At 40.0% G+C, this 11,794-nt stretch carries 14 protein-coding genes; 1 reads left to right on the top strand and 13 read right to left on the bottom strand.

All coding sequences use genetic code 11. The features are described from left to right. Positions 1–362: 362 nt before the first annotated feature. The 3 genes from AUO94_RS17650 to AUO94_RS16405 all read right to left on the bottom strand — a co-directional run bounded on the left by AUO94_RS17650 (position 363) and on the right by AUO94_RS16405 (position 2,973). Positions 363–518 carry a PAS domain S-box protein gene (locus AUO94_RS17650; RefSeq protein WP_237150223.1) on the bottom strand — a complete coding sequence of 52 codons (156 nt, stop codon included), beginning with the start codon at positions 516–518 and terminating at the stop codon, positions 363–365. A gap of 395 nt (positions 519–913) precedes the next feature. Next, entirely contained in the window at positions 914–1,867 is a 954-nt protein-coding gene (gene dapF / locus AUO94_RS16410; RefSeq protein WP_058385245.1) for a diaminopimelate epimerase, read from the bottom strand. A gap of 29 nt (positions 1,868–1,896) precedes the next feature. After that, the gene (locus tag AUO94_RS16405; RefSeq protein WP_058385244.1) at positions 1,897–2,973 is read right to left on the bottom strand and encodes an undecaprenyldiphospho-muramoylpentapeptide beta-N-acetylglucosaminyltransferase; all 1,077 of its coding nucleotides are present in this window, start codon (positions 2,971–2,973) and stop codon (positions 1,897–1,899) included. Between the two features lie 273 nt (positions 2,974–3,246). Between AUO94_RS16405 and AUO94_RS16400 the strand changes: the two genes are divergently transcribed. Next, positions 3,247–4,623 (top strand): MATE family efflux transporter, encoded by a 1,377-nt coding sequence (locus AUO94_RS16400; protein WP_058385243.1) that lies wholly within the window; start codon positions 3,247–3,249, stop codon positions 4,621–4,623. 60 nt (positions 4,624–4,683) lie between these two features. Here AUO94_RS16400 and AUO94_RS16395 read toward each other — a convergent pair whose 3' ends face one another. The 10 genes from AUO94_RS16395 to AUO94_RS16350 form a co-directional block, all read right to left on the bottom strand. Continuing rightward, positions 4,684–4,923, bottom strand: coding sequence for a hypothetical protein (locus AUO94_RS16395; protein WP_058385242.1), 240 nt, complete (start codon positions 4,921–4,923; stop codon positions 4,684–4,686). Beyond that, positions 4,920–5,801 (bottom strand): CobW family GTP-binding protein, encoded by an 882-nt coding sequence (locus AUO94_RS16390; RefSeq protein WP_058385241.1) that lies wholly within the window; start codon positions 5,799–5,801, stop codon positions 4,920–4,922. The genes AUO94_RS16395 and AUO94_RS16390 overlap by 4 nt, the downstream gene beginning before the upstream one ends. Positions 5,802–5,856: 55 nt before the next feature. Then, a complete protein-coding gene (locus AUO94_RS16385; RefSeq protein WP_058385240.1) occupies positions 5,857–7,371 on the bottom strand; it encodes a lmo1851 family serine protease in 1,515 nt (504 codons plus the stop codon). 101 nt (positions 7,372–7,472) lie between these two features. Further along, a complete protein-coding gene (deoD, locus tag AUO94_RS16380) occupies positions 7,473–8,177 on the bottom strand; it encodes a purine-nucleoside phosphorylase (protein ID WP_058385239.1) in 705 nt (234 codons plus the stop codon). 69 nt (positions 8,178–8,246) lie between these two features. Beyond that, positions 8,247–8,462: a YozE family protein gene (locus tag AUO94_RS16375; protein ID WP_058385238.1), complete on the bottom strand. Its 216-nt coding sequence runs from the start codon at positions 8,460–8,462 to the stop codon at positions 8,247–8,249. 59 nt (positions 8,463–8,521) lie between these two features. Continuing rightward, on the bottom strand, positions 8,522–8,947 hold the full coding sequence (msrB, locus tag AUO94_RS16370) for a peptide-methionine (R)-S-oxide reductase MsrB (RefSeq protein ID WP_058385237.1): 426 nt from the start codon (positions 8,945–8,947) through the stop codon (positions 8,522–8,524). Next, on the bottom strand, positions 8,944–9,474 hold the full coding sequence (gene msrA, locus AUO94_RS16365; RefSeq protein ID WP_058385236.1) for a peptide-methionine (S)-S-oxide reductase MsrA: 531 nt from the start codon (positions 9,472–9,474) through the stop codon (positions 8,944–8,946). Before msrA ends, msrB begins: the two co-directional genes overlap by 4 nt. Positions 9,475–9,490: 16 nt before the next feature. Continuing rightward, the gene (locus tag AUO94_RS16360) at positions 9,491–10,066 is read right to left on the bottom strand and encodes a YpmS family protein (RefSeq protein ID WP_058385235.1); all 576 of its coding nucleotides are present in this window, start codon (positions 10,064–10,066) and stop codon (positions 9,491–9,493) included. A gap of 11 nt (positions 10,067–10,077) precedes the next feature. Next, on the bottom strand, positions 10,078–10,875 hold the full coding sequence (locus AUO94_RS16355) for a GDSL-type esterase/lipase family protein (RefSeq protein ID WP_058385234.1): 798 nt from the start codon (positions 10,873–10,875) through the stop codon (positions 10,078–10,080). A 39-nt stretch (positions 10,876–10,914) separates the two neighbouring features. After that, positions 10,915–11,754: a DegV family protein gene (locus AUO94_RS16350; protein ID WP_058385233.1), complete on the bottom strand. Its 840-nt coding sequence runs from the start codon at positions 11,752–11,754 to the stop codon at positions 10,915–10,917. Positions 11,755–11,794: the final 40 nt, after the last annotated feature.

The following is an 11,794-nucleotide window of genomic DNA, read 5'->3' as shown; positions in this document are numbered from 1 at the left end:
GAAGGCGCTTAGGCAGGACAAGTTTAAAATTCCCTATCAATCTTACTACTTCCTCGTTGAAAAACAAAGCATTTTCGTGAAAAGATTCACATAACAGGATTTAAAGTGATTTTATCCATTTTCTTACTCTCGTCTGACCAATTTACAGGGATTTAGTCAGTAGTTTGAATAGAAATGACAAGTTCCCTTGCCTTTGGCTTTCGCCATATAATGAAGCTGCTCTTCTAGCAGTTTTCGATCTGTCACATCGAATAAGATTGATAAACTTGATAAATCTTTCCGTCTGCATTCACTAAAGGAATGATTGTACTATCTACCCAAAAAAAGTTACCGCTTTTCTTCAAGCTTTTAATTTGTCCAGGCTAAATCACTTTGTGAATTTCGTCGTATTGTTCTGCAGAAATTTTTGTATTTCCTATTTTAGAGATAGTTAAGCCACTTAATTCTTCAGACTCATAGCCCGTTAATTCATTAAAATCATCATTGACGAATTCTATCGTACCAGAGACGTCCCATATTGCGACAAGCGCTGCGTAATTAAGAGTATCCTCGTAGCTTTCCAGAATATTCTCCGTTTTTTCAGCTCATTTTTTACTAACAGTTCGCTCGTTAATTCCCTAAAGACCCTATTTTTGGACCAAGGACTCATAAAACAAATAGTCTTCTTCTGAGCGGCGACGTTTTTCGTTACCGCTAGCACAAATGTTTCACCTTCAAACACGATTGGCGTCAATTCGGTTTCTATTGCCACACCCAGGTCACTAAACAAATTATAATCACGGTAAGTATGTGTCATACCTACTTTTAAGGCAATTAGATATTACTTTTTACATTTCCTTCTAAAGCTCAATTTGTAAAGCGAATCCAGTTGTTCTGTAGTAAAAGGCAATCGCATCTAACGCACCGCTTTCCGTTACACAAATTGACTTGAAAGCGTTGTAACTTGTTCGATAAATTCTTTGTAATCTGTTTGCTCATCCAAAGGTTCAGTAGATAAAATGCAGCTATTTTCCCCACTGCTAGACCAGTTAAATTTAACAACTGATAAATACGTCGCATTACCAGTTAGTTGAAGACGAATAGTATCTTCTGTTTTAGAGACAGCACATTTCACCATGCCACCTGGATTGTATACAGTTACGTCGCCATAAGGCACGAGCCCTGCTAGACAGCTGATTAGTGCCGAAGCTGTCATTGCTGTACCACAAGCATTTGTAAACCCAACACCCCGCTCATACGTCCGTACGAAGATTCCGTTTTCTATTGGCGTTACATAGCTAACGTTAACACCATCTGAAAAATAATTGTTTTCTTCATTAAAATAGTGTGCCCATTTTTGCTGATGGCTTGTATCTTTCTGTAATGCTGCTGGAACGATGCCAATTAAATGTGGATTGGGGACAGATACCGCTGAAAATGGAATTTCTTCCGATATAAAAGGCAATGGTTTGTGAAGCCATTCACTGTTACTTAAGTAACTCATTGGTAAACTGTTTAATGCAAATGATATCGGGGAGATTTCCACGGCGTAAGTTTCGATTTTATCGTTCAAGGTTTCTTCTTTTTTAACATGAAGAGAAGCTTTCATCGTTTCGATCACCGCTTCGGTCACACCGTCACGTTCACACACAAACCGAGCAACGCAACGGAGACCATTTCCACACATGGAAGCTTCCGAACCGTCAGTATTGAAAACTCGCATTTTTGCATGAGCAATCGTTGATGGCAAAATCACTAAAATTCCATCGATGTCTTGATCTATTGAAGAAAGCTGAATTGCCAATTGTGCATAATCCTCATGTTCCTCACCTTCAAACATATAAAAAGTGTTCATAGAGCCGTGGACTTTTAGCAACGTCATTTCCATTTTGATCACCTCTTTAAATTAGTTAGGTATTATTTTGTATGAACTGCTACTAATTTAGCCATTTCTGCCGCCGTAATCGGGGCTTCTGCTTGTGTCATTGCTGTAATTAGCTGCTCTTTATCCGTTTGTAAACGCTCTAGTTCTTCCATGAAACGATCTGCAGACAGCTGTCCTTCTTCCACAACATGTGCAAATCCTTGTTTTTCAAATAAATTCGCATTCAGAATTTGATCGCCGCGGCTTTTTTGCATAGATAATGGAACGAGTAGCATTGGTTTTTTCAAAGCCAAAAATTCAAATATGGAATTAGAACCAGCTCGCGATACGACAAAATCTGTCAGATGTAATAGATGTGGCAATTCATGCGTGACATACTCAAATTGACGATAATTTGAATGATGATCTAATTCTGTCATGTAATTTCCTTTACCACATAGGTGGATGATATTAACTTGCTTTAGCAAACGCTCTAGGTTGTTGCGGACGGCCGAGTTAATCATAGCCGATCCTTGACTACCTCCCATGATCAGTAGAACCGGTAAGTCGTTGTCGAGTGAACAAATTTCCTGTCCTTTTATTGCAGAGCCTTCCATAAGTTCACTACGAATAAGTGATCCCGTGCAAGTCGATTTGCTGCTTGGCACATGCGCCAAAGTTTCCTTGAATACAGTAAAGATATGATCAGCAAAAGGTAAGGCAATTTTATTTGCCAATCCAGGTGTAACGTCCGATTCGTGAATAATGACCGGAATTGACATCATACGCCCTGCCATTACGACTGGTACAGAAACAAATCCACCTTTAGAAAAGATAGCTACTGGCTTAGTTTTACGAATAATAGCAACTGCTTGCATAAGTCCCGCTCCTACGCGAAATGGATCCGAGAAATTTTTAGTTGAAAAATAGCGTCTCAATTTACCACTAGAAATTGCATGGTAAGGAACGGAAGGGAAGGACTCCCGGATTAGCTCATTTTCGATACCGTCTTTAGAACCGATATATTCAACGTTAAAGCCTAAATTTTTTAATTCTGGAATCAATGCCTGATTCAAGGAAACATGTCCTGCTGTTCCGCCTCCGGTTAATAAAATTGTTTTGTTGTTCATTTCTTGTCCTACTCTCATCTGTTAATTTGGCTTAGAGGATATGCCTGAAGCATACTTATCTATGCTATACTGGATTTTATTTGCTAAATTGTAATTGAGTAAGTTTATCTCATGATAACGTTTTCTGGGCAGTTGGCGCTGTAACGTTTTTACATCCCGACTGTGTGCTAGAAATCGTCCGTCCAAAATAGTATAAAATTTGCTGCGCTTTGATCGATAACATTTGATGCATAAGTTTGACTTACTAAAGGTAAATTGCGGGAGGAACGAGATATGTACCAGACAAGAACCAAAAAAGAAAAGCTACTGCTTTTAGTGAAAATTGTTTTCCCGATTCTCGTCACACAAATAGCGATGTACATGGTGACGTTTTTTGATATTTATATGACTTCCCGCTACGGAACAGAAGACTTAGCCGGCGTTTCCATCGGGTCCTCATTTTGGGTTCCCGTCTACATCGGACTTGCCGGTATCCTCATGTCCATTACTCCAATTGTAGCACAATTGATGGGAGCTAAGAAAAAAGATCAAGTAAAACAAGCTGTTCAACAAGGGATTTATTTGGCTATTTTGTTGGCTGCTATTGTCTTCGCTTTCTTCTATCTTGGCATTGATTACTTGATTGCCTTTATGGATCTCGAACCGACTGTTGCCGACGTTGCGAGCCGCTATATTTTCGCAATGACGATTGGGTTACTTCCGCTCTTTGTCTATAACGCTTTGCGTTCTTATATCGATGCACTTGGAGCTACACGCGTAACGATGGTTATTTCGCTTTTATCAGCACCTATCAATATTTTCTTTAACTACTTACTAATTTTCGGACACTTTGGTTTCCCAGAACTCGGAGGTCCGGGCGCTGGACTTGCATCAGCTATTACCTACTGGCTGATTTTAGTTATTGCAGTCTGGATCATCCACGCGAGAAGCCCGTTCAACTCCTATAATATCTTCCGGACTTGGCCGAAATTGTCATTAACTCGCTGGATGGAGATTAGTCGCATTGGCGTGCCGATTGGTATATCCATATTCGTAGAAACTAGTATTTTCTCTGCCGTCACGTTTATGCTGGCTGTTTACGGCACTGTCACTATTGCCGCACATCAAATTGCGTTAAATTTTGCATCTTTGCTATACATGTTACCGCTCAGCATTTCCATGGGTGCCACAATTCTTGTAGGCTATGAAGTCGGTGCCAAGCGTTTGCAGGATGCGAAGCAGTATAGCTGGCTGAGTGTTGGCACGGCTGTTTCGTTAAGTTTCCTGTCAGCTTGCGTATTGTTCTTTATGCGTAGTGAAATTGCAGCCTTGTATTCGGCAGATCCTGTAGTGGTCGAACTGGCTGTTCAGTTCCTACTGTTTGCTGCTTTGTTTCAATTGTCAGATGCTATTCAAGCGCCCGTCCAAGGGGCACTTAGAGGTTATAAAGACGTCAACATTACCTTCGTCATGGCGTTAATTTCTTACTGGGTTATTGGGCTACCTACAGGTTACTTACTCGCAAACTTCACTGATTATGGAGCTTTCGGTTATTGGATCGGCTTGATTGTTGGTTTAACAGCAGGAGCGATTACGTTATCACTCCGTTTACTACTGATCCAAAAAAAATTGCAGCATGTTCAACCTAAGATTATTAATTCCAAACCATAAAAAAGCAGGAGACGAAAAATCATTGATTTTTCGTCTCCTGCTTTTTTAATAGCGTTCTCTTTATGGGTTCGCAAGCTTATTATACAGTGTGATTAATTCACTTTTTTCTGAATCTGACAAATCCGATTGCTCGATTCGCTCTAAAGCCAACGCCAGCTTTTGCTGCTTGGTTTTGCGAACACGTGGATGAGTCAGTTCGTCATTCAGTTCGATAAGTACGTATTTTTCGAGTTCTTGTTGAGTGGTGATTTGTTGTACAGCTACTCGTTGTGGCCAGAGCTTACGATATGATTCAATCATGGAAGCTCGACTCCTTCCAGCCCTTCTCCAATAATCACAATTTGATTCTGCATTTTCATGTACTCGGGAAGCCATTGCGCCATTCCGTAAGCAAACTGAAAAGCATGAGGGTATTTATCGCCTTCAAGCGGTACATAGCCTTTGATTCGAAAAACCGTATCTGGTAGCGCACGTAGCCATTCTTCAAATAGCTCTCTTCGAACTGGCGCCTCAAATTTCAACACCTTAGCATTTAAATTCAATTTTGAAACAGGTGCTTTGACGACCTCTTCATTTTGTAATGGCGACAATTTTTCTAATGCCGAGAATGGTATTTTAGCGTGTATCGTTTGGATGATTTGTGCTTTTGGATTGAGTGATTGGATTTCATATACGACAGTGGCCTGCTGTCCTTCTGTCAACAAATCCATTTTATTGGCCAGTAGTAGGTCAGCATGGCGAATCTGCTCTAAAAACAGCGAACGAATTTGTGGAGATAAGCTGTTGCGATCCATCCATCTTTTGCTGTCTGCTACTGTTACAATGCCTTTAAAGTTTAGTTGTTCAGCAAATAGTGGGGAAAAAATAGCATCCAGTGCTTCTACGGGGTGTGCTGCACCTGTTGTTTCAATGAGTAGGACATCAAAATCTTCTTCTGCCAATAATGTTTGAATTTGCGCTTCTGATTTCTCTGATCCCGAACAACAGATGCATCCATCAAGAATTTCTTTCAGTGGAATGCCCTCTTCTACTGCATCCGAATCCATGTTCATTTGGCCTAGTTCGTTCATGAAAACTGCCGGTTTTAACCCTTTATCTTTCATTTGACTAATCATTGTTTTTAATAATGTTGTTTTGCCACTTCCTAAAAACCCACTAAATAAATATACATCTTTCATCGTCTCATCCTTTCAATTTTGAAGAAGAAAAGGCCCGCATAAGCGGACCTCCAAATCATTCATCAGTTTTTTTAGATGCAGAAGCTTTGATTCCAGCTTCTTCCATTATAATTGTTTTAGCTTTCTGTAATTGCGGATCATCATTTTCAATTTTCTCACGCAATGCATCCATTACTGCGAATGTACTTTCTCCAGTCAAGATACCTGTCACTTCCAATTCGTTTTCTTCTTGGAAAGTTTCTACAGCTTCTTGCATCTGCTCTTCGAATACGCCATCTACTTTTCCAACTTTAAAGCCAAGCGCTTCAAGCATTTGTTCAGCGGTTTTGACTTGTTCGGAAATAGTGCCGTCTTTTAGCTCCAGTGAAGTATCCAAAAGCGGAAGCGACGCATATGCGGGATACGCAACTTCTACGTCTGGTTCGATTCCTTTTTCATGAATCCAATTGCCGTCTGGCGTTAGCCATTTAGCCGTTGTAAACTTCAGGTTCGAACCATCTTGAAGATCGTTAGCTGTTTGTACAGTCCCTTTTCCGAAAGTCTTTTCTCCGACCAATTTGATATCTGCTGACTCATTCATTGCACCGGCCAAAATTTCAGATGCCGAAGCACTTCCACCATCAATCAATAAAGTAACGGGTACTTTGATTTTCGTACCTGGTGAAGACATATAAACTTCAGGTTCAGCGCCTTTTGCCTGAACTTCAAACAATGGTTTCCCTTCTTCAATAAACAAGTCAGAAATATCAAGCGCTACATCAAGTAAGCCACCCGGATTTCCACGAACGTCCATAACGACGGCTTTCATTCCTTCAGCTTCCATTTCTTTAATGGCATCAAGCAATTCTTGATACGTATTTTCAGAAAAACTAGTAATTTGAATATGAGCTACATTGTTTCCAATCATTTCTGCGTACACAGTTTCAATCGGTATTTCATCACGAGTGATGGTAATATCAATTGGATCTGCATTTTTACCACGCATAATGCTCAGCTTGACGTCAGTTCCTTTTTCGCCACGGATCAGCATGACAGCTTCAGTTGTTGTAAAGCCTTGTATGCTTTCACCATCAACTGCTATAATTTGGTCATTTGGCAATACGCCTGCTTTTTCAGCAGGTGAATTTTTGATCGGTGAAACTACCGTGATATAACCTTCACGCTCTTGCACTTCTGCGCCAATGCCTTGGAAGCTTGATGAAATTCCTTCCAGAAATTGAGAAGCTTCTTCTTCGTTTAAATAATCGGAATAAGGATCTTCCAAAGAATCGACCATCCCATTGATGGCTCCATTAACTAGAACATCTCTGTCGACATCTTCAAAATATTGATCCTGTATTTGATCATAAGCTGTATAGAGTTTCTCGAATTCGCGACGCTCTGGAGAATTTACTTCTACAGCTTTATCGTCGCCGAATGTCAATGCAAAAACAGTTAATCCCGCCGTTGTCAAGATTAAGAGGAATCCAAGCATAATAAAAGTGAATGTTTTCATCTTAATAATATGTGACGGTGATTCTTCTACCGGCGGAATTTGTTGCTGCTCGTCTTCCGGGCGTTTATCATCCATCTATTTCACCACTTTCGTAATTGCCTTTAGAACCGTAGGATATGAAAAGAAAAAGACTGTCAAGACAGTCTTTTTCTAATTTGAGAAAGAACGGCTTTTTTCTACTCTTGAATTGCTGCCTCTAAAGCTACAACAATCATGTCGTTAAACGTCGTTTGACGTTCTTCAGAAGTTGTCACTTCACCCGTCAGTAAGTGATCGCTTACTGTTAAAATAGACAACGCTTGGCAACCGAATTTGGCAGCCAATGTGTATAGAGCTGAAGATTCCATTTCAAGACCAAGTACTCCGTATTGCGCCCATTTTTCGTGTTCTGCAAATTCGTTGTAGAAAACATCTTCAGTAAAGACATTCCCAACACGCAAGTTTAATCCTTTTTCCATACCTGCATTATATGCTTTCAATAATAATTCAAAATCAGCAGTCGGTGCATAAGTAATGCCTTTAAAAATGATATCATTCATTTTTGAATCGGTTGATGCACTTTGAGCCAAAATTACGTCACGTACTTTTACGTCTTTATGGATAGAACCACATGTTCCAACACGGATCAATTTTTTCACATCGTATTCTTGCATTAATTCTGTTACATAAATTGAAATTGATGGTACACCCATTCCAGTTCCTTGAACAGAAATACGTTTGCCTTTATATGTTCCGGTATAACCAAACATATTACGAACTTCATTGTACATCGTTACATCTTCTAAAAAAGTTTCCGCTATATATTTTGCGCGAAGCGGGTCTCCTGGTAGTAAAATTGTTTCGGCAATATCGCCTTTTTTCGCATTAATATGAACGCTCATCTAAAAAACCTCACTTTTATATAGTAGATTTAATCATACTGTTTTTTTAACTATAGTGCAACGACAAGCCTATTCACTTATGTAGTCTTCCCATATTTCATCAAAGATTGAGGCTTTCATAACGGGATGCGCTTTTTCTTCAATGTATTTAGAAAGCAGTTCAAAGTCTGTTGCTGTTTTAGGAAATGAATGATCCAAAAATAACGCATCGGCAAAACTTGAATAGTCATCTGGATCAATTTTCCCACGATATTTTAATGCAAATTGATAAAAAGAACGTTCCATAACGGTCTCCTTTCCTATTTTGGGCAAAAAAAACCGGACTTAGTTGTCCGGTTAACCCATTATTCAAATAGTTTGTTGTATTCGGATAGACCTTCTGCATCCAATTGCTCTTTAGGAACAAAACGTAGTGCTGCAGAATTGATGCAATAGCGAAGGCCTCCCATAGACGATGGTCCATCTGGGAATAGGTGCCCTAGGTGAGAGTCAGCGGTTGAGGAACGGACTTCTGTTCTTCTCATGCCATGACTGGTATCTAGATTTTCTTTTACTTCTGTACCTTCGATTGGTTTTGCAAAGCTCGGCCATCCGCAATGAGCGTCGAACTTATCTTTAGAACTAAATAGCGGTTTGCCGGAGACAATATCTACGTAAATGCCGTCTTCAAAATGCTGATCAAATTCACCTTGAAAAGGTGGTTCTGTCCCACTTTCCTGGGTTACATGATATTGCATTGGCGTTAATTTTGCTTTTAACTCTTCTTTCATGCTTGTCCACCCCAATTCTTTTCGATAAACGCAGTCCGCCCAGAACCAACTGAATAACGGTTGTAATGAGCAGGATTTTTCTTATAGTAATCTTGATGATGCGTTTCTGCTAAATAAAATGGTTTTGCTTCTAGTATCGGCGTTGCAACAATTTTTTCAAACCTTCCCGAGTTGTCCAATTCTTGCTTAGACTTTTCTGCAGCTAGACGCTGTTCTTCGGAATGAAAGAAAATCGCGGTTTGGTAAGATTCGCCACGGTCAAAAAATTGACCACCAGCATCTGTCGGATCTATTTGTGTCCAGAAAACATCCAATAATTTCTCATATGGGAAGACGTCTGGCTGAAATGTAATTTGGACTGCTTCCACATGACCAGTCGCATTCGAACAAACCTGTTCGTAAGTTGGGTTTTTTAACTCTCCACCTGTATAGCCACTTACTACTTCTTCAATGCCGTCTAATGAATCAAAAGGCTTGACCATACACCAAAAACAGCCTCCTGCAAATGTAGCTTTTTCCGTATTCATATACCCACTCCATTCTTTATGGTTCAATTGTCACCAATAATCGAATATTGTCTTCTTCCAAATTGAACGATGCCGCTCGCACTGAAATTCCTCCATCTAACGGAATATCCGTTAACTTTAACAACACTTCTTCATCCGCAGGCATGACTTCCATAAATTCTGGAAGTTCTACTGAGTCTCTAAGCAATTTTAACGCAGCTTCAGGAGGAATATCCAGCATACCGACTTCTACTGACTTTTGTTCTAACAGCAAATTGCCATCTTCTTGCACAAGTGGTTCGAATTTCATTAAAATAGGCAAAGTTACTGAAAAAACGGTAAGTTCCGTTGATATACTAACGTCATCATCAACTGATAAAGCCAAAGGAATTGGCTGGTCTTTCATAGCTTCTTGTATATAGGTGTTGGCAATTCCTTCAAAATCTGCTTTTGTAGCGTTGACGACTACTGTGTTTCCTTCCGTAGAGGTATTTTTCAAAGCCTCATAAGACGTAAAATCTTTGGAAGGAGTCGTAACAAAAAGTACCACTCCCACAAGCGCCAACACATTTATTGCGAGTAAAACAAAAAATGCAACGCGCCATTTTTTCATCAGTTCACCACCTATCCTTCATAAGTCATGCCACATTCATTCATCCGTTTTAAAATACGTTCTGTCATTAAATCATAGCCCTTGCTATTCGGGTGAAAAAAATCAGAATGGTAAACCAAATTCTGATTGCCAACAAATAAATCACTGACAGGCACGAAGCATGCTTGTGGATCTGATTCTGCTCTTTTTTGCATCGCCTGATTATAGGAATCAATAATTTGATCAAACTCTTCTACTTCATCCGTTACAAGTGAAAACGGGTTATAGATGCCCATGATGATGATAGGCGCATTCGGATTAATATCTCGAATGGCTGTCAAAATATGATCAAATCTACTTTCATAAAATACCAATTCGTCTTCAAAGGCTTCTGTATTCAATGAAAACAAGTCACGTTTGACGACTCGCATAACATCATTTCCACCAATGGTCAGCGTTAAGTAATCGGCATCTGCTATAGGACTCGTTAGTTTTCCTTGTTGGAACATGGCCAGCAGCTGATCACTACGACGTCCACGTTTTGCTGTATTTTCAACAGCCACGCCTTTAATTCCTTGCCAGGTCTTAACCTCTGCTGCCACTCTGCCTGTGTAGCCGCCTAACTCCTCTTCATCGCCAACACCTTGAGATAAGGAATCCCCAAGAGCGGTAATAACCACTGCTTGAGGAATGAAGTTTGGCGGTATGGTATAAGAGTCGATAGCCGGTTCATTTCTCGGTTCTGCTTTTTCATTGCCAAAGTTAAAAGATGGACTGCACCCCGCTAGTATACCCATAGACAAGATGATGATAAACAGGATGACTTTCACGATTGTCTCTCCTTTTTCAACTAGACCTTGCTAATTCGTTTAATCCGTATAGTACATAAAACCAATTGCCCCAATACCTGTATGAGTAGAAATAACTGGCGTTGTAAAATCAAATTGGATATCGCTAAAGCCTGTTTCTTTAATTTTTTCACGCAGTGGCTCAGCCATTGCCAATCCATTCGCATGAGCAATGCCAACCCCTTTAACAATTTTGCCTGCTGTCCGCTCTATAAAATCCTTCATCAAGTAATCGACTACTTGCTTATGGCTTCTGACTTTAGCAACCGGAGTATACGATCCATCATCTAAAGAAGCAATTGGCTTGATTTTCATTAAAGATCCTAACAAAGCACGGCCTTTCCCAATGCGGCCTCCCTTCACCAAGTTATCAAGGGTATCTACAACGACGAACAATTTTGTATTGAGACGAATCTGCTCTACTCGTTTAACGATTTCTTCCATTGATTTTCCCGCTTTTGACATCTCTGCCGCTTCAAATACTTGGAAAGTTAAGGCGTGAGAAATATAACGAGAATCGATGACAGTAACGTCTGATTCAGTCAATTGAGCTGCTGTTTTTGCTGACTCCACAGTACCACTCATCCCACCTGTCATATGAATAGACAAGACTTGGTCACCGTTTCTACCTAAGTTATCGTACAACTCTTTGAATACGCCTGGTGCTGGTTGAGAACTTTTTGGCATTTCATCGGTATTTTTCATCAATTCAAGGAAAGATGCCGGCTCTAAGTCAACGCGGTCCAAATAGGTTTTTCCACCAATTTGAATACTTAGAGGAACCACATGCAAATCATATTTTTCAATGATCTCTGGCTTTAAATCAGCGGTCGAATCCGTGACGATGTGAATCTTTGACATGAAATCACTTCCTTTTTACCTTAGTCTAAGCAATTATTTA

Source organism: Planococcus kocurii, assembly GCF_001465835.2.
In the GTDB taxonomy this organism is placed as follows: domain Bacteria; phylum Bacillota; class Bacilli; order Bacillales_A; family Planococcaceae; genus Planococcus; species Planococcus kocurii.
This window is presented reverse-complemented; position numbering and strand designations above follow the sequence as displayed.

What these genes read in the sequence shown, in the direction of transcription:
- AUO94_RS16350 (WP_058385233.1), bottom strand. Translation starts at nt 11,754, where the DNA reads ATGTCAAAGATTCACATCGTCACGGATTCGACCGCTGATTTAAAGCCA.
- AUO94_RS16395 (WP_058385242.1), bottom strand. Translation starts at nt 4,923, where the DNA reads ATGATTGAATCATATCGTAAGCTCTGGCCACAACGAGTAGCTGTACAA.
- AUO94_RS16360 (WP_058385235.1), bottom strand. Translation starts at nt 10,066, where the DNA reads ATGAAAAAATGGCGCGTTGCATTTTTTGTTTTACTCGCAATAAATGTG.
- msrB (WP_058385237.1), bottom strand. Translation starts at nt 8,947, where the DNA reads ATGAAAGAAGAGTTAAAAGCAAAATTAACGCCAATGCAATATCATGTA.
- dapF (WP_058385245.1), bottom strand. Translation starts at nt 1,867, where the DNA reads ATGGAAATGACGTTGCTAAAAGTCCACGGCTCTATGAACACTTTTTAT.
- AUO94_RS16375 (WP_058385238.1), bottom strand. Translation starts at nt 8,462, where the DNA reads ATGGAACGTTCTTTTTATCAATTTGCATTAAAATATCGTGGGAAAATT.
- AUO94_RS16400 (WP_058385243.1), top strand. Translation starts at nt 3,247, where the DNA reads ATGTACCAGACAAGAACCAAAAAAGAAAAGCTACTGCTTTTAGTGAAA.
- AUO94_RS16385 (WP_058385240.1), bottom strand. Translation starts at nt 7,371, where the DNA reads ATGGATGATAAACGCCCGGAAGACGAGCAGCAACAAATTCCGCCGGTA.
- AUO94_RS16405 (WP_058385244.1), bottom strand. Translation starts at nt 2,973, where the DNA reads ATGAACAACAAAACAATTTTATTAACCGGAGGCGGAACAGCAGGACAT.
- AUO94_RS16390 (WP_058385241.1), bottom strand. Translation starts at nt 5,801, where the DNA reads ATGAAAGATGTATATTTATTTAGTGGGTTTTTAGGAAGTGGCAAAACA.
- msrA (WP_058385236.1), bottom strand. Translation starts at nt 9,474, where the DNA reads ATGAATACGGAAAAAGCTACATTTGCAGGAGGCTGTTTTTGGTGTATG.
- deoD (WP_058385239.1), bottom strand. Translation starts at nt 8,177, where the DNA reads ATGAGCGTTCATATTAATGCGAAAAAAGGCGATATTGCCGAAACAATT.